The sequence below is a fragment of the Butyrivibrio sp. NC2002 genome, assembly GCF_000702265.1.
Classification (GTDB): domain Bacteria; phylum Bacillota; class Clostridia; order Lachnospirales; family Lachnospiraceae; genus Butyrivibrio.
Window position 1 is genome coordinate 125732 of sequence record NZ_KL370882.1, and the last position, 20518, is coordinate 146249.

The following is a 20518-nucleotide window of genomic DNA, read 5'->3' on the forward strand; positions in this document are numbered from 1 at the left end:
TTCTTAAAAACGGTTCCCCCTATACCGTAAACCTTCTAATCCTCTTCTTATATGCTTCGTAAATCATGAAAGCGGCATTATCATGCGGAACTGCAGCTTATCCTCATCAACAAGGTGCACGCTTAATCCGTATTTTTCACCAAATATCAGCTCGATACGTTTATTTACATTATATATTCCGATCGAGGTATGTACCCCCGGAACACTCCTGTTTAGCTGCTCTTCTCCTGAGATGATCCTGCTGATTCTCTCGATATCGCTTTGAGTCATCTTTTTGCCGCTGTTTATGACGTCAATTATCAGCTCTTTGTTTTCCTCAAAAATATTAAGCCATATAGCGCCTTCGCTCACGCTTTCAACGCCATGCTTTATGGCATTTTCAAGGATTGGCTGAAGGATAAGCTGTGGTACCATTGCCTGCGTGAGGTTGGTATCTATGAGCTTTTCTACCTGAAGCCTTGATCCAAAGCGCATTGACATTATATATAAAAACGCATCAGCGCAGCGCACTTCATCGGACAATCTGACCAGCTTGTCTTGATTGCGATTAATTCCCGAATCGAGCACGGTTCCGAGCGCTTCTATCATCTTACTTATCTCGGAATCGCCGTTCATTCTGGCCTGCCAGTTCATCATTTCCAGAGTATTATTCAAAAAGTGCGGGTTGATCTGCGCCTGCAGCGCTGCGATCTGGGCATCTTTTATTGCCATGTGCTGAACATATTCTGTGTTTTTCTTCATGTAATAGAAGCACAAAAACATGATTGGGATCATACCTACAACCGTGAATATAACTATCAGATTAAGACGGGAAATCTCATAATACATATCTCCCATATCCTTTAGATAGTAAAAATCAAGGATATAATCCTCTTCCTCCGAATGGTATCTGTATCCTGCAAACCCGGTCTGCAAAGTTCTGATAAGACCTTTGGTATCCTTATTGCTGCTGGTACCATTTCTTAGTTCAGACAATGCGGTGAGCTTTATATCAGAGATCGTCTTATCGTTTTCATATCTTAAAAAATAACCGGTTTTATCAATTTCGATAAACACGTTTTCAAGTTCCCGGATCGGGACATCCTTTAATACAGAATCTCCCTCCAGCCCAACTACAAGCGTACCGTAACTTATGTCATATATAGAGAAAAACAGATTCTGCAAAATATAAATCTGATTACCTACAATAACTACCTGCGTTTTCTTTTCCTTGTTTTGTATCAGACTCTTTATAGAGTCATTCACATTTTTCATGTAATATTCGGAATCAAATCCTGATTTTCCAACATATTCTTTGGGATCATCCTGCCCATTTAAATAAAACGCAGTGCAGGAAAATTGCTCATCCAGACGAAATCTGCTGATCAGCTGCAGCTTTATCCATATGAGGAAATCATCCATAGACAGTTCCCCTGTCTGAACTTTTCTGTACTGCCCTCGCCACTCTTCGGTCGAAGTCTGACGATTTATCTTGGAAATCGCAGTATCTATCCCGGATTTCACCAATACGCCCGATATATTTACCGCGTTCATAACTTCGCTCTCAGTTCGATCTATATAAGCATTCTGGTACTGATTAAATATAAAAGATAAAAGTACCACTATAGGAATTATCCATGATATCCCGAAAATATAAAAAATAGAATTACGTTTCACACTACTAATTCCTCCATTGTTTCAGTATACCTTAATTCCCATCCTTAGCGGAGTGTTTTTTATATCAATAGGGAATCATTTTCCTGTGATGTAAAAAGCACAACCCCGGTAGCGTGAACTACCGGGGCAAAAAAGGAAAGAATAAAAAGGTATTATCGTACAATAACGAAGGACTGAGGAGCCAGCTTAAGCTGATTTCCAAGGGTAGCGTTGCCGATGGCATACACTACTTCGCCTTGTACCTGGAGGTCACATGTTTGTTCCTTCTCTGAAGGATTTACTGCTATTGTAAGGTTGCCGCGCTTATAGACAAAAGGCTTGCCTTTTTCTGCGCAAAGAACCTTGAACTCTGCATCTGCCTGAAGATCTTCTTCCTTATGGCGAAGAGAAAGAAGCTTTTTTACAGTATTTAAAAGGGATGAAGGATCCTTTTCCTGCTCTTCAACAGTAGGTGCATCACTTGCACTGTCAACAGGAAGATAGAGACTGTCTTCGCAGCCTTCTGAGAATCCGAGGTTTTTACCCTTGTTCCACTGCATAGGAGTACGGGAACCTGTTCTGAAGTAGCCGCCTTCCTTAGTGGGAATCTCAAGATATCTCATGCCGATCTCGTCGCCGTAATACAGGAACGGAACGCCGGGCATTGTAAATATAAATGCGTATGCGAGCTTAAGTTCATCAGGCTCAAGATTATACCTTGGACGATTGGTATCATGGTTACATGTAAGCATTGAAATGTAGCCCAGATCCTTTGTATCCTCATACCACTTTACATACTCATCAAGGAATCTGTTGATATCGCGGTCGCTGTCCTTCTTAAAGAATGAATTGTCTTTTCCGGTCTGACCAAATAAGAAGTAGTCGCGCATGAGCGTTGAGTAGCCGTTTCCGGGATGATTAAGATAAAAGTCCATATCATAGCCGGCTCGTAGTGCCTGCGGAGGATTGCTCCACTCTGCGACCATTGCAGCCTCAGGGAACTCCTCATCCAGCATCTTGCGTACGTCAAGCCATACCTTGCTGGTTCCGGTCTTTTTCTCATCATCATTTTTTACAAGTGATGCTGCCATATCTACGCGGAATCCATCGCATCCGTGCTGCAGCCAGAAACGCATGATGTCCTTAAGCGCTTCTCTTGTGGCGATAACATCCGGATGATCGATCGGAAGCTGCCAGGGTTCTGTTGGATTTAAAAATCCGTAGTTAAGTGCAGGCTGGCACTTGAAGAAATTGAGGACATAGGTCGCGCTTCTCTCACTTTCGCCGCCTACATAGTTTAGATTCCCTGCAGGCTGGAAGCAGAAATCTGTCCATATAAAACGATTGGTGTACTCGTTCTTTTCAGCCTTCTGGCTCTGCTTAAACCACTCATGCTCCTCGGAGGTATGTCCGGGAACGAGGTCAAGAAGCACCTTGATGCCTCTTTTATGAGCTTCGCCAAACAGTCTGTAAAGGTCGTTATTACAACCATATCTTGGAGCAACCTTCTTATAATCCCTTACGTCATAACCTGCATCCTTAAATGGTGAGTCAAAGCAGGGATTGATCCACAAAGCATTGCAGCCAAGTGACTTAATGTAATCAAGTTTCTCGATGATTCCGTTGAAATCACCAATTCCGTCCCCGTTTGTGTCATAAAAAGACTGGGGATAAATCTCATAAAATACCGCATCTTTTAACCATGTTGCTGCCATTTTCATTACTCCTCCTATTTCGTCATGCATTTTGTATTAAAGGATGGAAACAGTACACACTTCTGCCTCCACCAAGATCGGTCTTGTCGGGTTTTCCCTGCCTGCACTCGTCAGTTGCATAAGGGCATCTGGGTGCAAATTTACAACAGGTCAGGGCATATTCCTTACTTTCCATATCAGGCATCACAAATTCCTGATTCCACTTATCTCCGACTCTCGGAACAGCCTCCATCAAAAGTTCTGTATAAGGATGTGCCGGTGCATCCATCAGTTCCTTGGCAGGTCCGTATTCGATGAGACCTCCGCGGTACAATGTTGCAATGTAATCAGAAACATAATAAGCAGTTGATAAGTCATGCGTTATGTAGATGAATGAAATGCCATACTTATCTTTTAATTCTTTGAAAAGATTGACTATATTCATCTTCATTGAAGCATCGATAGCTGCTACGGGTTCGTCTGCAATTATGAGCTTTGGTCTTGTGATAAGTGCTCTTGCTATAGATACTCTCTGAAGTTCTCCTCCGGAAAACTGAGCAGTATACTTGCCCTTTACAACGGCAAGTGACATCCCCACGCTCTTTAATGCTTCATCTGCCTTCTCTTCAGCTTCCTTCTGATTTTTGGCTATTCCAAGTTTAAGCGCTGTATTGTACAGATATGTATCAACAGCTTTTCTTGGAGAAAATGATTCATACGGATTCTGGAAGATCGGCTGCACATCCAGCTTAAACTGCTTTGGATCGTAGCCTTTTTTGTCTGCGTATGATCTTCCGTTTAAAAGTATGTCCCCGCCATCAGGGGTGTGCAGTCTAAGTATCATCTTGCACAGAGTGGATTTACCGCATCCCGACTCGCCAACAACTGACAGGATCACAGGCTTATCAGCATCTATTGCAAGTGAAACCTGATCTACCGCAGTCATTTTTTTACCGCGAAGCATACCACCTATGCGAAAGTTCTTTGTTACACCTTTTACTTCTAATAAATATTTCTCAGCCACTTATCATTCCACCTCCCTCTTTCAGCAGATGGCATGCAGCAAATCTGCCCGGCTTGATTTCACGGAACTGTGGAACACTGCTTCTGCACTGGTCCGTTGCATAAGGACACCTGGGAGCGAATCTGCATCCCGGCGGAGGATTCTTAAGTGCCGGAGGTCTTCCCGGAATTCCGACTTTTGCACTCTTATCGCCAACCTTGGGAAGTGCATTTACAAGCATTGTTGTATACGGATGGATCGGGTCTTCGAAGATTCCCTCCGTAGGTCCAAGTTCTATCATGCTTCCGGAATACATGATTCCCATTCTGTCTGTAATCTGATAATGTACGCCCATGTCATGGCTTACGATAACCATAGTGTTTTTCAGCTGTTTCTGAAGTCTTGTGAGCATCATCAGGATTCCGCGCTGAACAACTACGTCAAGAGCTGTTGTAGGCTCATCGGCAAGCACCACATTGGGTGACATGAATGTTGCAAGTGCGATTATTACTCTCTGTCTCATACCACCTGATAACTGAAAAGGGAATGCCTCAAGTATATCTGGTGATAAGCTGAGCTCTTCAAGATAATCAGCTACTCTTTTTAAAGTCTCTTCCTTGGTTTCTTTTTTCCTGTCCTCTGCGGGAATGGAATCAAGAAACTGCTTTTTAAGTCTTGTAATAGGGTCAAGAACAGACTGAGCTGCCTGCGGAACGTATGCTATGTTATTCCACCAGGTTTTTCTGATATTTCCCGATGAATAGGAAAAATCTTTTCCGTCCTTTGTTCCCGATAATGTGATCTGACCTTTGTCAATTTCAAGGGGCCATTCAATAATGTCGTAGAGTGTCTTAAGGAGTGTGGTTTTGCCGCATCCTGACTCTCCTGCTATTCCAAAGATCTCATTGTCGTTGATAGTAAAATTGAGATCGTTTAATACATGTATGTCTCCATCGATCGTCTTGTACGAGGTAGACAGATTTTCAATCTTTATCATCCTTTTCACCTACCTCTCTTCATGGCAAGATAATCATTGTAGCCCGTAATGAGAAGGAACAGACCGATGAACATAACTACCGTAGCAACGATAGGGGATCCGATCCAGAGCCACTGCCTGTTGAATATGGCATTTCTCTCTCTTGCCCACTGAATCATATTTCCAAGTGACACCAGGTTAGCCGGTGATAAGCCGAGCACTGCAAGTGAAGATTCCGATGCTATAGCATTAAGTGTCGCATTCATGAAGTTTGAAAGTGACCATGTAAGTGCAAACGGAAGGATCTCAGTAACGACTATCTGGATAGTACTTTCACCTGAAAAACGTGCTGTCTGTATAAAATCACGTTCCTTTAATGTAAGTGCCATGGAACGGATCTGTCTGCTGGGCCATGCCCATGCAAACATCGCAAGTACGAGTGCAATAAGTATTACCGTTGATGAGCCCTTCATAAGGGATGTCATAAGGATCAGGATAGGAAGTGAAGGAATTACCACGAAGGTATCGGTAACCACCATGAGCACGCGGTCAAGGAGACCGCCGGCAAATCCTGATAAAAGTCCTACAAATACACCGACAACAGTACCTATTGTTGCAACTATAAGACCTATAACAAGCGAATTATGTATTGCCTCGATGAGAAGCCAGAGAACATCCTGTCCCATGGAGGTTGTTCCAAGAATATGCTCCTTAGTAGAGCCAAGCTTGGGCTGATAAGTATTAAAAATGAAAGGATCAGCATGCGGGATCAGATAAACCACAAAACCTATTATGAAAAAGATCGCAGTGATTATAATTCCGCATCTTAAAGCAAAATTTGCGTTTTTCCAAAACTTTTTCATCCTCTGTCCCCCTTATGAATATCTGATACGAGGATCTATGAAAGGATAAACAAGATCGACGATTAGTGTTGCTGTTGATATCGCTACAATTGATATTGTGATACAGCCAAGTATCATATTGTAATCTGACTGAAGGATTGCCTTCTGGATAAGAGTTCCTACTCCGGGATATCCGAAGATGATCTCAGTCATGATCGATCCGCCAAATACTCCGCCAAGACTCATTGCAAGAGCTGTTACCTGTGTGAGGATCGAATTTTTCAGAACGTATTTTGTTCCGATAACTCCCTCTGAAAGACCTCTGTATCTAGCGTAGAGAACATAGTCTTCTTCAGAAGTTGTAGCAGCCAGAGATTTCATGGAGATGATCCACCAGCCGGTTCCTACGAGCAAAAGTGATAACGCAGGTAGTATCGATGACTTAATAAGTGAAGCCATAAATGTTGCAAATCCCTGGAAGCTGTTGATCGTTGTTGTAAGCGGAAACCATCCGAGGATATAGGCAAAAATTATCTGCAAAACAAGTGCAACTATAAAGTAGGGAATCGGGTAAATGCATATCGCAATTCCCTCCAGAATTTTCGATGATCGTTTGTTTTTTCTAAAGCCTGCGAGCAGACCTATCATGTTACCGATGATCCATGCAAGCAGGGTCGCTATCATGGATAGTCCAACTGTATAAGGTAAATATGTTGCTATTATTTTTCCTGCAGGTTCCGGATAGCTCATAAGAGAGGGACCGAAATCAAAGTGCAGAAGTCCTTTCCAGAGAAAGGTCGTATACTGTTCAATAAGTGAGCCCTCCAGACCAAACTGTACGCGGAGAGTTCTTCTAAGTGCTTCCATTTGCACAGGATCCATGGAGCCGGATCTTGCCGAAATCTGTCCGATCATTGATTCAACAGGATCTGATGGAAACATTCTGGGAACAAAGAATATAAAAGTTACGCCAATCCATATGGTCAGCGCCCACGTCGCAAGACGTTTTAAAAAATATGTTCTAAATTTCACGAAACCACCAACCTTTTATAATTTAAGGCTTAAATAAGCCGTTTTTTTCTTTTTTAGAGGGAAGGAGATGCATTTGCGCATCCCCTTCCGTTTTTTGCTACTTTCAATCAAAATTAAGCATTTTTAAACTCAGCCATAATATACTTGAAGCAGCTCCACCACCACCATGGTCCATTGTATGCATTATCAGCATTAGGATAGTTGGTCCAATATGTGCTGTTGGTAGGAACAAACTTCACACCTGAATGGAATGCGATGAAAGGCATCTCTGTGAACTGAACCTTGATAAATTCAGTTGCAAGTTCATAAGCTTCATCGGATTCAGGAGAAACTTTTGCAAGCTTGTGGATAATATCTGTAGCTTCCTTGTTATTCCATCTTGAGCCCTGACCGGAACCGATTTCTCCAACAGGAACGATGAGATCTGCATCCCAACCGTTGATCTGTGAGTAAATATCCTTGGTTATAAATCCTGTCGGCCAGTAACCAGCTATCTGGAAGTTACCTGTTCCGCCGTTAGCATCCCATGTTGCAGATGACTCAGAAGAAATGTTGCAGTTAAGACCGAACTTTGTGAGCTGATCGTAAGCTGCCTGAACACCACGTCCTGCCTGAGCTTCTGTATCTGCAAGATATGTAAGATTGATTGTGAAAGGTTCGCCGTTGAAGTACCAGCCGTCATCCTTCTTTTCAAGGCCAGCCTTGATGAGAAGCTTTTCAGCTGCTTCGGGATCATACTTAAGACATCCCATACCGAACATATCTTCAAGATATGCATCATCGCCTGTTATACCAAGCTTTTCGGCCATACGATTCTTGTATTCAGAATCCCAAGGCTTAACTGTTGTTCCATCTCCAAGATCAAGCTCAAAGTCCTTAAGCCATCCTTCAAGGGGCTTACCATAGAGTTCCTGGAATGAAGATGTGTTGCAAAGTACGCCAAACGGTGATGACCTTCCGGCACCATCAAAGATATTCATTGATATCTCATCAAAGTTCATGGCAAGTGCAATTCCCCAACGGAAATCAGCATTGTCATAAGGTGCACCCTGTCCCTGTGAGAAAGCAAGACCCTTTGAGCAAGGATCATCACTTGTAGCATAAGGGAACTCGTTGTACCATGCAGAAATCTTGTCATTTGACTGCATCATGGATGTAAGGATTTCAGGTGTAACTTCGCAGAGGATATCTACTTCATTCTGGATCATAGCCATCTGTCTTGTAGTATCATCGCCGAGGTAACGGAACCATACATATTTTGCCGGGCACTGTTTTCCTGTAACAACACCAACTGTTGTGTTTTCCCAATCTTCTCTGCGCTCATAAAGTACCCACTTTCCAAGCGGATCGTAAGATTTTACTGTGTAAGGTCCTGCTACTACAGGCTGCTCATCCTTGAAAGTTGAAGGATCATCTACCTGTGAATAGATATGCTCAGGAACGATACGCAGGTCATTTCCCCAGATTGTAACGCCCATTTTAAGTGCAAGACGAGGGAAGGATTCCTTTGTCTTGATAAGAACTGTGTAATCGTCGGTAGCTTCTACTGATTCAAAGATTGTATTGTAGTAGTCGCTTGCGCCGATACCGGGAGTGTTCATGATCATGTTGAAAGTAAATGCAACGTCTTTAGCCGTTAAATCTACTCCGTCAGACCACTTGATTCCCTGTCTGATCTTAACTGTATGCTCTGTAAAATCAGCATTTGACTCAGGCATACCATCAGCAACTTCGCCGAACTGTTCGCCCTTTGAAGTATCCATCTCCCACAACATGGCAGACATAAGCTGATGAATACCAAATCCTGCCTGTGTACCCTGCATATAAGTGTTGAACTGACCGGGTACGTCGGTAGGTGACTGTGTCTCAACGATAAGTGTCTCATTTCTGGGTGTTCCCACCTCAGTCATCTCTCCACTTGCTGTATCCGAAGCGGTTGTTTCGTCAGCAGTTTCTGAAGATGTGTCAGTATTCTCTGTGGTTGTCTGGGCTGTTTCGTCAGTACCGGTTGCAGGTGCGCTTCCGCCGCCGCAAGCCATCAGAGAAAGAGTCATAACAGACGCCATTAGTACGGAAACCAATTTCTTTCTCATATAAAATTTTACCTCCTCTAAAATCCTGATTATTCATACTGCCTTATGGACATGTACCCCTATTTGCCTCCTTTCCTTTTATTTGTCCATTTTTGCAGGTAAGAATCCCTTTCTATTCTTTAGAAAAAGCATCGTTGCAATTCCAAAAACAAAAACCGTAATCCCAAATACCAAAAATGCTCTTCCTATCCCGAAAAAGTCTATTGCCGCTCCGCCAAGCAAATTCCCCAAGATGCTTGCCACTCCGGCCTGTACTATATAAAGTACGCTCTGCCCTTCTGTCTCTTTTCCGGGTCTTACATTTTCATAGATAAAATCCATGCATCCCAGATAGAAGATCATTCCGCTCGGGCCGTTTAGTGACTGCGAAACGATGAAAAACGGAAGTGCCCCGTTTGATGCAACTATCAGCCTTATACCCATCAGGGCTGTTACAGTTGCCATAAGGAAAAGTCCCCTCTTTTCCTTTGAAATAGCTTTATATCCAAGAAGTATCGGTATCTCGCTAAGCGCCGATATGCACTGGAGAAGACCTACTCCCGTCTCTCCCATGCCTTTGTCTGCGGCAAATACAGTGATAAATCCGTTGTAAAAGCTCGCTCCCAGCTGGAAGAAAAATACCATTATCAGCAGTATCCAGACTGTACTGTCCTTGTAAATCTCTGATACTTTAAAGCTGTGCTTTTTATGCTCTATCGCTATCGGCAGGTGGTTCTCATGCTCCGGCACTCCCAAAACAAGAAGTGCCATTATCACATATGCCGCACCGGCCACTACGAACGATTTCTCAGGATGACCCTTAAGGATGATTCCGAAAATGTAAACCGCTATCGCATATCCTATGGTCCCACCCATTCGGATTATCGCAAAACTGTGGTTATACCTTGCTGCGTTGCGGATAACAACTGTATCCGTAAGCGGTATTATCGTCGTAGAAAAAATAGCCAGCACACTTGATGCAAGAAAAAAGCTTCCAAAGCTTGTACCCAGGTAATAAGTCTGAAGCGAAAGTGCTGCTCCAAGAACAATTATCAAAAGATATGTTTTTGCTTTTCCTGTATCATCAACTCTTTTTGCCCATATAGGCTGTACAAACAGCGATGACAGACAGGCCAGCATACCCAGGATTCCAATCTGCGTCGACGTTATTCCATTTTGTCTGTAATAAAGATTTAAAAAGGGAATGTAGATCGCGGTTGCGATATACATAAATGAATTGATCAGAAATAAATGACCCTTTCCCATAACATTCCCCATTCCTCCCAAAAAGCGTTTCCGCTTCTTTCCCAAACGGTAGCACTTTTCGCTGCCCACTCTCGTTTGGTTTCTCTAATATTAGCATTGCACATTTTTGGAAGGAATGATTTTTATTGGCATTTTGTACCAAAATTTGTCATGTTGGGTACAACTTTGTTCTATCACCCGAGAATATCGATATATTCTCCGTTTAATGCTTTGTTCATACTTCGTACTGCGCAGAACTTGCCGCACATCGAGCAGGTATCGTCATATTCGGGTGCTCTGTCATCCCTGATCTTTTTGGCTGTTTCAGGGTCGATAGCGCACTCCCACTGCTTATCCCAGTCAAAGCACTGTCTTGCGCTTGCCATTTCGTTATCTATGTCCATGGCATGAGGGATTTTCTTGGCAATATCGGCTGCATGGGCAGCTATTTTGGAAGCGATTATTCCCTGCTTTACATCATCTACATTAGGAAGAGCCAGATGCTCTGCCGGAGTTACATAGCAAAGGAATGCTGCTCCGTTCTGAGCTGCGATGGCGCCACCTATAGCAGATGTTATGTGGTCATAGCCGGGAGCAATGTCCGTAACAAGCGGTCCAAGTACGTAGAAAGGCGCGCCCATACATACCTTCTGCTGTATCTTCATATTTGCAGCAATCTCATCCATCGGCATGTGTCCGGGCCCCTCAACCATGACCTGAACATCCTTCTCCCATGCTCTCTTTGTAAGCTCTCCCAGTCTTACAAGCTCTTCTATCTGGCAGACATCACTCGCATCAGCAAGACATCCCGGTCTGCAGGCATCTCCGAGAGATATGGTAACGTCGTATTCTCTGCAAATATCAAGTATTTCATCATAATATTCATAGAAGGGATTTTCCTCGCCTGTCATGGTCATCCATGCAAAGACAAGAGAGCCACCGCGTGAGACTATATTCATCTTTCTCTTGTGGCGCTTTATCTGGTCGATCGTCTTTCTCGTTATTCCGCAGTGGAGAGTAACAAAGTCCACACCGTCCTCAGCATGAAGCCTTACAACATCTATAAAATCCTTTGCGGTCAGCGTCGCAAGATCTCTCTGATAATGAATAACGCTGTCGTAGATTGGCACAGTTCCTATCATTGCAGGGCATTCGTTTACAAGCTTTTGCCTGAAAGGCTGGGTGTTTCCATGACTTGACAAGTCCATAATGGCCTCAGCTCCCATGTTTACTGCAGCCATGACTTTTTCCATCTCAATGTTGTAGTCCTTGCAATCTCTTGAAACGCCGAGGTTTACATTGATCTTGGTCCTTAGCATCGAGCCGACACCCTCGGGATTAATGCATTTATGGTTCTTGTTTGCAGGAATTGCCACCTGTCCCCTTGCAACAAGATCCCTTATCTCCTCCTCAGTTCTGTACTCCTTGCGTGCAACTTCCTTCATTTGAGGTGTGATGATACCTCTTTTTGCTGCATCCATCTGTGTTGTATATTTTTCCATACTTATCTCCAATTCTTATAATCTACACCATATGATTAAGCGGGCCATGTCCTTTGCCCAGGTCCAGATTGGCGGCTATCGCTCTTGTAAGATATTCTTTTGAAAAGCTGACAGCATCCACCAGGTCGTACCCAAGGGCCAGATTACTTGCTATGGCACTTGATAACGTGCATCCAGTACCATGAGTGTTGGGATTATCTATGCGCTTTCCCCTAAACCAGATAAGCTTTTCTCCCATACACAAAACATCATTAGCATCTGCGATGCTGTGACCGCCTTTTACAAGGGCTGCGCAGCCATATTGTTTATTTAATAGCTTTGCTGCCTGTTCCATGTCATCCTCGTTACTTATATCCATACCTGTAAGAGCCTGTGTCTCCGGGATATTGGGGGTAATGACTTTGCATAAAGGGAACAGCATTTTGGACATTCTATCGCCTACACTGTCCTTCATAAGCTTACTTCCGCTTGTTGAAACCATAACCGGATCAACCACCAGATTTTTGACGTTATACTCCTTAACTTTTTCAACAACCACATCCAATAGTTCAGTTGAGGGAAGCATGCCTATTTTCACTGCATCTGCCGGAATATCAGACAAACATGCATCTATCTGCGCTGCCAAAAAATCCGGAGTAGATTCCATAATACTTGTGACACCCATTGTGTTCTGCGCCGTCATGGCTGTTATTGCGCTCATTCCAAAAACTCCGTGCGCACACATTGTTTTTAAATCCGCCTGGATTCCGGCTCCGCCGCTGCTGTCACTTCCTGCTATTGATAAAACAACTTTCATCCTGTAAACCTCGCTTTATTTAATAGTAGTTTCTGTATTACCGGTTCTGTATTTTTTCAAAGGCAAGAAGCATTGCCTCTGCAGCTTCTTTTGGTGAATCAGCCTTCATGATTGCGGAAACCGCGCATACACCTGCTATATCTATTCCTTTAAGTACATCGAGATTACCTGCGTTTAGTCCGCCTATCGCATTTACAGGAATAGGTACCTCTTTGCATATATCTGAGAGTGTTTCAGTTGAAGTAAGGATTGTCTTAACCTTGGTCGTTGTAGGAAAAATCGCACCTACCCCAAGGTAATCCGCACCTTCTGCATAAGCTTTCCTTGCTGCTTCGACAGTTTTGGTCGTAGCGCCAAGTATCTTATCTTTTCCAATCAGTTTCCTTGCTGTCTCAACAGGCATGTCCTCTGCACCTACATGGACTCCCTCTGCATCTGCAGCGAGCATTACATCCACTCTGTCATCAATGATCAGAGGCACATTATATTTTCTGGTAAGGTCATGGACTTTTTGCGCAAGGTCTATGTACTGCCTTGTTGTCCTGTTTTTTTCTCTAAGCTGGAGGATCGTCACGCCTCCCATAAGCGCAGATTCAACTCTTTTAAGGAATTCCTCTTCGCTGTAGTTTCCGCTGTCAGTAATAAAATAAAGCTTTGTATTTAATTCCATATTTTTCTCCGTGCCTTTTATTTCCATTCTGTGCTAAGCGCATCGAGCAAATTCACCATAAATGTACCGCTGCCCTTATCTGTCCTTGCCTTTTCGCCGCATTTTCCAAAAAATGATACGGCTTTTTCCACTGAGTCCTGAGAATTGTCTAAGGCAAGAGCCGTTGCAATTATTGCGCCGAGCATGCATCCTGTACCTGTCACACTTGCCATCTGGGGATCGCCTTCTTTTATGTGGCTGATATCACCGTTGTTTTTTGCGAGTATATCTGCCTTGCCGGTTGCAAGAACCATGGAATCATATTGCTCTGCCAGATATTTTGCTGCTGTTTCCACCCTGTTTTGATCGAGGCTATCATCTGCATCCACGCCGCTTCCTTTGTAGCTTTGGTCGAAAAGTGCGAGAATTTCCGAGTAGTTTCCTTTTAATACATCTGCGCTGCCCTCATCCATAAGCTCCTTGAAAAAATCAAGGCGAAGCTTTGAGCATGCACAGCCGCATACATCAACAACTACAGGAATGCCCTTCTTGTTTGCGGCCTTTATTGAGATTTTCATCGACTGAATTTTGATATCCGAAATATGTCCGAAATTAAGAAGAAGCGCATCCGCAGTTTCCGTTATCTCTGATACTTCTTTCGGGTGCTCTGCCATAACAGGGCGCCCGCCAATAGCCAGTACTGCATTGGCAGACTGGTTCATGGCGATTGGATTGGTTATACAGTGTATCAGGGGTTTTCTATCTGAGTTTTTTTCACACATACGTTATTATCTCCGTTTAGCGCATCCTGCATTTTACGAATCATTCCCAGTCTCTGAAGCTGATACAAAAGTAGTGCTGCAATGCTTCCGCCGATCAGTGTTCCGCATATAAACGAAGGCACGTAAAACAGCCAGCTAAGTCCTTCTCTTCCGCATATAAATGTCATTACGGGATAAGAAACAATCGCACCAATTATTCCTGTACCGATTATTTCTCCAACGACAGCTGCCCATATTTTTTTGCCTGAAACCTTGTAGAGTATACCTGAGAGGGTAGCTCCAAATACGGCTCCTGTAAGCGCAAGTGGCGGTATTCCCATGACTGACATTCTGATAATTCCGATCATAAGTGCGACAAGAAAAGCATCCACAGGTCCGACAAAAACAGCCGCTGTGATGTTGATAAGATGCGCCATAGGACACATTCCTTCAACTCTCAGAATAGGCGATATCACTACGCCCATGCCAACAAGCGCTCCCATAAAAACCATTCGTTGCAAATTGTACCTTTTCATAACAAGCCTCCTACTTAGATGTAATAGGACGAAAAAAAGCGAAGCGACCCTGATCAGAGTTCGCTTCGCGTATTATGCTTTCCTATATTGCTAACAGGCATCCCTACGTTGGCATTATCCAAATCAGGTTCTCGGTCGAAGGTCACACCTTCCTCTCAGCCTGTATACAAGCTCCCGTTCTATTTAATTTTCGTCAAAAATTTATGTTCCACTGATAGTATAGCGATTTTATCGATAAAATCAAGGATATTTTCTGGCGTTTTCCGTTTTATTCTGATAAATTCTGAAAAGTCATCAGTTCATGATATTCCTGCAGTGAACTGATGTGACCGCATCCGCCCTTCTTTACTTCCCTGATACCTTCAATTGCTGCCTTTGCTGCCGCAACTGTAGTGATATAAGGCATGCGGGCTTTTATCGCACTGCGTCTAAGATATGCATCATCATGGTCGGCTCCCTTTCCTATCGGAGTGTTGATGACAAGCTGAACCTCTCCATTCTTGATAACATCTTCTACATTAGGTCTTCCACCCTCGTAGTTTTTCATGATCTTAACCGCATCAATTCCGGCTTCAATTATAGTTTCGTAGGTCTTGCCGGTTGCATATATCTTAAAGCCTTCCTCTGCAAATCCCTTTGCTATTTCTGAAGCTTCCGGCTTATCTTCTTTATTTAAGGAGATAAGAACCGCTCCCTTAAGAGGAAGCATGGCATTTGCAGCTTCTTCTGCCTTGAAAAAGGCTTCGCCCGGTGTTTTAGCAAGTCCTAGCACTTCACCTGTTGACCTCATTTCAGGTCCAAGTACAGGATCTACCTCAGGGAACATATTGAAGGGGAAAACTGCTTCTTTTACGCCATAGTACTTAGGAGTAACATTTTTTCTGCTTTCAATAAGTTCTTTTACAGGTGATGGTCTTCCTGTAAGCTGTGAAGTAATGATATCTGTCGCAACAGGTACCATTCTGATGCCGCAAACTTTGGAGACGAGCGGTACTGTACGTGATGCACGCGGGTTGGCTTCAAGTACGTAAACCGTATCATCTTCGATCGCATACTGCATGTTCATCAGTCCGACAACATTCATCTCTACGGCTATTTTTCTGGTATATTCCTCAATAGTTTTAAGATGCTTTTCGGATATATGCTTGGAAGGAATGATGCAGGCTGAGTCTCCCGAATGTATTCCGGCAAGCTCGATATGCTCCATAACTGCAGGAACAAATGCTTCTGTGCCGTCGCTTATAGCATCAGCCTCACACTCCATCGCATTGTGAAGAAATCTGTCTATGAGGATAGGTCTGTCAGGTGTTACTCCAACAGCTGCTCTCATGTAGCCTTCCATGCTCTCTTCGTCTCTAACTATTTCCATTCCTCTTCCGCCCAGTACGAAGGAAGGACGGACCATAACGGGATATCCTATTCTCGCAGCGATCTTTTTTGCACCTTCCACATCAGATGCCATTCCGGATTCTGCCATGGGAATACCGAGTTTTTCCATCATCATTCTGAACTGATCCCTGTCTTCAGCCAGATCAATGACTTCAGGTGTTGTTCCGAGGATATTTACTCCCTCTTCCTTGAGCTTTGCTGCAAGATTAAGAGGTGTCTGTCCGCCGAACTGCGCAATTACGCCGACAGGCTTTTCTTTTCTGTAAATCTGGATAACATCCTCAAGTGTCAGAGGCTCAAAGTACAGAGTATCTGAGGTATCGTAGTCAGTCGATACTGTTTCAGGGTTGCAGTTGACGATGATAGTCTCAAAACCGAGCTTTTTAAGTGCAAGCGCAGCATGAACGCAGCAATAGTCGAACTCGATGCCCTGTCCGATCCTGTTGGGACCTCCGCCTAATATCATGATCTTCTTTTTGCTATCGCCCGTCATATCCTTGGGATTTTCAAGCTCAGCTCCCTTTTTATAGGTTGAATAGTAATAAGCTGCACCTTCTGTTCCGTATACGTGCACTCCGTCCCAGCTTTCGGACAGTCCTATCTCGTCTCTCTTATTTCTGATGTCATCCTCATGCACTTCGAGAATATCTGCGAGATATTTGTCTGCAAAACCGTCTTCTTTTGCTTTTGTCAGCGCTTCATTAGAAGGAACTCTTCCCTTGAAGTTGTCTGTGATTTCTTTTTCTTCATCTACAAGTTCTTTTATCTCGTTTAAAAAATAGTGCTTAACCTTGGTGATATCGAATATTTCATCAACAGTTACGCCTTTCTTAAGTGCTTCATATATAAGGAAATATCTCTCAGATGATGCATCTTTTAAAAGGTGGATAAGTTCTTCCTTTTCCATCTCTTCGTATTTTTTTACATGTCCAAGGCCATATCTGCCTTTTTCAAGAGATCTGATTGCTTTCTGAAAGGCTTCTTTGAAGTTCTTTCCAATGGACATAACTTCACCAACAGCTCTCATCTGTGTGCCAAGCTTATCTTCTACGCCATGGAATTTTTCAAAGGCCCAGCGGGCAAATTTGACAACAACGTAATCTCCGTTAGGAACATATTTATCAAGGGTTCCGAATTTAGAATCAGGAAGCTCTGAAAGAGTAATCCCTGTCGCAAGTTTTGCAGAAACAAGTGCAATGGGGAATCCTGTCGCTTTACTTGCAAGCGCAGAGGATCTGGAAGTACGGGGATTGATCTCAATAACGACAATTCTTCCGCTCTTTGGATCATGCGCAAACTGTACGTTAGTTCCGCCGATAACTCCGATGTGCTCGACAATCTTGTATGCCTGACGCTGCAGCTCTTTCTGGAGATCCTCGTCAATTGTGAGCATCGGTGCCGTACAGAACGAATCACCCGTGTGAACTCCGACAGGATCTACATTTTCTATAAAGCAGACTGTAATCATGTTGCCGTCTTTATCTCTTACAACCTCAAGCTCGAGCTCCTCCCAGCCAAGAATGGACTCTTCTACGAGAACCTGGTGGATGATCGATGCTGCAAGACCTCTTGCGCAAACCGTCTGAAGCTCTTCCTTGTTGTAAACAAGTCCGCCACCGGCTCCGCCCATGGTGTATGCAGGACGCAGAACTACAGGATATCCCAGCTCATCCGCCTCAGCCAGAGCCTCCTCTATGCTGTAGCATGCCTTTGATCTGGCCATTTCAATTCCAAGCATATCCATTGTCTTTTTAAATTCAGTTCTGTCTTCGCCTCGCTCGATCGCGTCAACCTGAACACCGATAACCCGGACATTATATTTATCAAGAACTCCGGCTTTATAAAGTTCAGAACACAAATTAAGACCAGATTGTCCTCCCAAATTAGGCAAAAGGGCATCCGGTCTTTCCTTTTCAATTACCGCCTCAACACGAGCAACGTTAAGGGGCTCAATATAAGTCCTGTCAGCCATCTCCGGGTCGGTCATAATAGTTGCCGGATTGGAATTGACAAGAACGATCTCATATCCAAGGCTTCTTAAGGCTTTGCATGCCTGAGTCCCCGAATAGTCAAACTCACAGGCCTGTCCGATAACAATCGGGCCTGAACCAATAATTAGTATCTTGTGAATATCTGTTCTCTGTGCCATGTTCTCTCCCATCTTTCCTTTTTTTCATATCAAATCAAATTTTATTATCCAAATGGGATTATGACAAGAGAAAACTACTTTTTCATTTTTCGGTTTACCCTTCTGACCTTATTTATGTGCCTCTCAAAATCACCGTTATTAATTAGCTCGGCTATGACCAACTGGTCAAGTGTGGGGACGGGGCACTCGTAGAATCCGATCTTTTCTAAAAACATGTCAAGAAGGCCTTCCGGAAGCACCATATATGCAGCTCTTACGTAGCTTCCTATGGTTCTGGTAAATGTATTTATGTAGATAACCCTTCCCTCTTCATCTATGGAAAAAATCGTTTCCTCCGGCTTTCTGCTGGGTGTAAATTCGGACTCAAAATCATCCTCTACTATGTAGCCGCCTTTTTTTCTACTCCATTTAAGATATTCTCTTTTTTTTGCAGCTGATGCGGTAACGCCACTGGGGAAGCTTCGATAAGGTGTTATGTGAAGGAGTCCCATGTCTGTATTCCAGAGCTCCGCGCTCTCTATGCCGTCTTCTCCGAGGGTGAGCATTTTTATTGTTCCTCCGCCCGCAACGTAGACCTTGGCGATCTTCTGATAAGAAGGGCTCTCCACTCCGTAAACAATATCTCTTCCGAAGGTCTGCACAATAAGACCGTATAGATATTCAGCGCCTGCACCTATTATTATCTGCTCCGGAGAGACTACCATTCTCCTTGATCTGTTAAGGTATCTGGCAATTGCGCTTCGAAGCTCAATAGTTCCGTTTTTGGGGGATTTATTCATTATATAAGAGTCATATTCACTAAGCACGCGCCTGACAGTCTTGGCATAGATGGAATATGAAAACCTGGGAGCCGCTTGCTGGTTATTGGTAGTTATGTCTGTGGGTGTTGTCTTTTGCAAGTTACCTGTTTTGCTATCCAATTTGTTGTCTGTTATGCTGTCTAATTTGTCGTCTGTTATGCTGTCTAATTTGTCGTCTGCCTTAATATCTGCTTTTTTAGCCTTTTCTTTTTCCTGATGTGGGCTTCCAGCGCCGGTATATATCTCCCTGTCATCAAATGTGACATAATATCCGCTCTTTTCTCTTGGAGTTATGTATCCCTCATCAGCAAGAAGCTCGTAGGCATGCTCGATCGTAATAACACTTACTCCCATCTCGTCCGCCATCACTCGCTTCGACGGAAGCTTGCTCCCTCTCTCGTACCTGCCACCGATTATATCTTCCCTGACTTGCTCATATATCTTTATGTATCTTTTTGACGTTTCCAATTATCTGCCCTCAATCTGGTCATATAAAATATTCAAAAACTGATATTTTTAATGTTACCAGTTTGATGATATATTATCTTCAATCCAGAAATCAATAGGAATTCTTCATAAAATGATAAATACATCAAGGAGGAGATTATGAAAAACGATAACATTACAAAACTTACTTTTGCAGGTCTTATGGCTGCTCTTTGCTATGTCGGATATGCTGTGTTCCCGGCAATCAATGCTTCGGGTACTAAGGTTCATGTAGGAAACGCATTCGTCGTATTAGGAGCTCTGCTCCTCGGCGGTTTATACGGAGGTCTTGCAGGTGCCGTTGGTCTGTCTCTTGCAGATATTCTCTCAGGATATGCAGCATCAGCACCCAGAACATTCATCACTAAGCTTGTGATCGGTCTTATCGTAGGTCTTATCGCGCACAAGATTGCTAAGATTTCCGAGGATCACAAAAAGACTTATATCCTTAAGTGGTCTGCGATCGCAGCTGTAGCAGGTCTTGCTTTTAACTGTGTATTTGAGCCTGCTCTTAAATATGTGTGGTATACACTCCTTACTCCCAACGCTGAAAAAGCAGCCGCAGCAATAGGAGCACTCGTAGCAATTACAACCTATGCCACAATAATAAATGCAGTTATCAATTCAGTGCTTGGCATCGTGCTATACAACGCTCTTCGCCCCGCACTTTATAAGGCAAATCTTTTTCCCAAAAAGATAGCCAACACATCAGTCTAATATCTGCTCATTTTATATAAACGCCGTAGACTTTTGTCTACAGGCTGATCGGGACAGGATGGAATAAACTCCACCCTGTCCCGGTTTTTTACAAGTCATGACTACTTGCGGGCAAAAGCAACAAGTCCCCCTGATTTCAAGGCAACTTGGGGCTTTTTTCGCTCCGCGTCGCTGTGGCTAAAAGAGCAAAAGCAACAAGTATGTCCATTTTCCTATATACTTGGGGCTTTTCGC

At 43.5% G+C, this 20518-nt stretch carries 16 protein-coding genes and 1 riboswitch; of the genes, 1 reads left to right on the forward strand and 15 read right to left on the reverse strand.

The genetic code is table 11. The annotated features are described in order from the left end of the window. Positions 1-63 precede the first annotated feature (63 nt). The 15 genes from T543_RS15470 to pdxR form a co-directional block, all read right to left on the reverse strand. The gene (locus T543_RS15470; protein ID WP_051638819.1) at positions 64-1656 is read right to left on the reverse strand and encodes a sensor histidine kinase; all 1593 of its coding nucleotides are present in this window, start codon (positions 1654-1656) and stop codon (positions 64-66) included. Positions 1657-1808: 152 nt separating this feature from the next. Next, a complete protein-coding gene (locus T543_RS14535; RefSeq protein WP_155843318.1) occupies positions 1809-3356 on the reverse strand; it encodes an alpha-amylase family glycosyl hydrolase in 1548 nt (515 codons plus the stop codon). Positions 3357-3372: 16 nt separating this feature from the next. After that, positions 3373-4353: an ABC transporter ATP-binding protein gene (locus T543_RS14540; protein ID WP_035769838.1), complete on the reverse strand. Its 981-nt coding sequence runs from the start codon at positions 4351-4353 to the stop codon at positions 3373-3375. After that, the gene (locus tag T543_RS14545) at positions 4346-5329 is read right to left on the reverse strand and encodes an ABC transporter ATP-binding protein (protein ID WP_035769991.1); all 984 of its coding nucleotides are present in this window, start codon (positions 5327-5329) and stop codon (positions 4346-4348) included. Before T543_RS14545 ends, T543_RS14540 begins: the two co-directional genes overlap by 8 nt. Before the next feature lie 5 nt (positions 5330-5334). Next, positions 5335-6171 carry an ABC transporter permease gene (locus T543_RS14550; RefSeq protein WP_035769839.1) on the reverse strand — a complete coding sequence of 279 codons (837 nt, stop codon included), beginning with the start codon at positions 6169-6171 and terminating at the stop codon, positions 5335-5337. A gap of 12 nt (positions 6172-6183) precedes the next feature. Continuing rightward, on the reverse strand, positions 6184-7182 hold the full coding sequence (locus T543_RS14555; RefSeq protein ID WP_035769840.1) for an ABC transporter permease: 999 nt from the start codon (positions 7180-7182) through the stop codon (positions 6184-6186). A 113-nt stretch (positions 7183-7295) separates the two neighbouring features. Beyond that, complete coding sequence (locus T543_RS14560) at positions 7296-9275, reverse strand: ABC transporter substrate-binding protein (RefSeq protein ID WP_035769841.1); 1980 nt, start codon at positions 9273-9275, stop codon at positions 7296-7298. Positions 9276-9353: 78 nt separating this feature from the next. Then, positions 9354-10520: an MFS transporter gene (locus tag T543_RS14565; RefSeq protein WP_035769842.1), complete on the reverse strand. Its 1167-nt coding sequence runs from the start codon at positions 10518-10520 to the stop codon at positions 9354-9356. Positions 10521-10693: 173 nt separating this feature from the next. Beyond that, complete coding sequence (thiC, locus tag T543_RS14570; protein ID WP_035769843.1) at positions 10694-12001, reverse strand: phosphomethylpyrimidine synthase ThiC; 1308 nt, start codon at positions 11999-12001, stop codon at positions 10694-10696. Between the two features lie 22 nt (positions 12002-12023). Next, positions 12024-12797 (reverse strand): bifunctional hydroxymethylpyrimidine kinase/phosphomethylpyrimidine kinase, encoded by a 774-nt coding sequence (gene thiD / locus T543_RS14575; RefSeq protein ID WP_035769844.1) that lies wholly within the window; start codon positions 12795-12797, stop codon positions 12024-12026. Positions 12798-12834: 37 nt separating this feature from the next. Next, positions 12835-13467: a thiamine phosphate synthase gene (gene thiE, locus T543_RS14580; protein ID WP_035769845.1), complete on the reverse strand. Its 633-nt coding sequence runs from the start codon at positions 13465-13467 to the stop codon at positions 12835-12837. A 17-nt stretch (positions 13468-13484) separates the two neighbouring features. Continuing rightward, positions 13485-14228 carry a hydroxyethylthiazole kinase gene (gene thiM / locus T543_RS14585; protein WP_051638820.1) on the reverse strand — a complete coding sequence of 248 codons (744 nt, stop codon included), beginning with the start codon at positions 14226-14228 and terminating at the stop codon, positions 13485-13487. Continuing rightward, positions 14195-14743 carry an energy coupling factor transporter S component ThiW gene (gene thiW / locus T543_RS14590; protein WP_035769846.1) on the reverse strand — a complete coding sequence of 183 codons (549 nt, stop codon included), beginning with the start codon at positions 14741-14743 and terminating at the stop codon, positions 14195-14197. Before thiW ends, thiM begins: the two co-directional genes overlap by 34 nt. An 83-nt stretch (positions 14744-14826) precedes the next feature. Further along, positions 14827-14931, reverse strand: a riboswitch (TPP riboswitch). An 80-nt stretch (positions 14932-15011) separates the two neighbouring features. Then, positions 15012-18281, reverse strand: a complete 3270-nt coding sequence (gene carB / locus T543_RS14595) for a carbamoyl-phosphate synthase large subunit (protein WP_035769996.1) — start codon at positions 18279-18281, stop codon at positions 15012-15014. A 74-nt stretch (positions 18282-18355) separates the two neighbouring features. After that, positions 18356-19549, reverse strand: a complete 1194-nt coding sequence (gene pdxR, locus T543_RS14600; RefSeq protein WP_035769848.1) for a MocR-like pyridoxine biosynthesis transcription factor PdxR — start codon at positions 19547-19549, stop codon at positions 18356-18358. 138 nt (positions 19550-19687) lie between these two features. Between pdxR and T543_RS14605 the strand changes: the two genes are divergently transcribed. After that, positions 19688-20284, forward strand: a complete 597-nt coding sequence (locus T543_RS14605) for an ECF transporter S component (protein ID WP_035769850.1) — start codon at positions 19688-19690, stop codon at positions 20282-20284. The last annotated feature ends 234 nt before the right edge of the window (positions 20285-20518 follow it).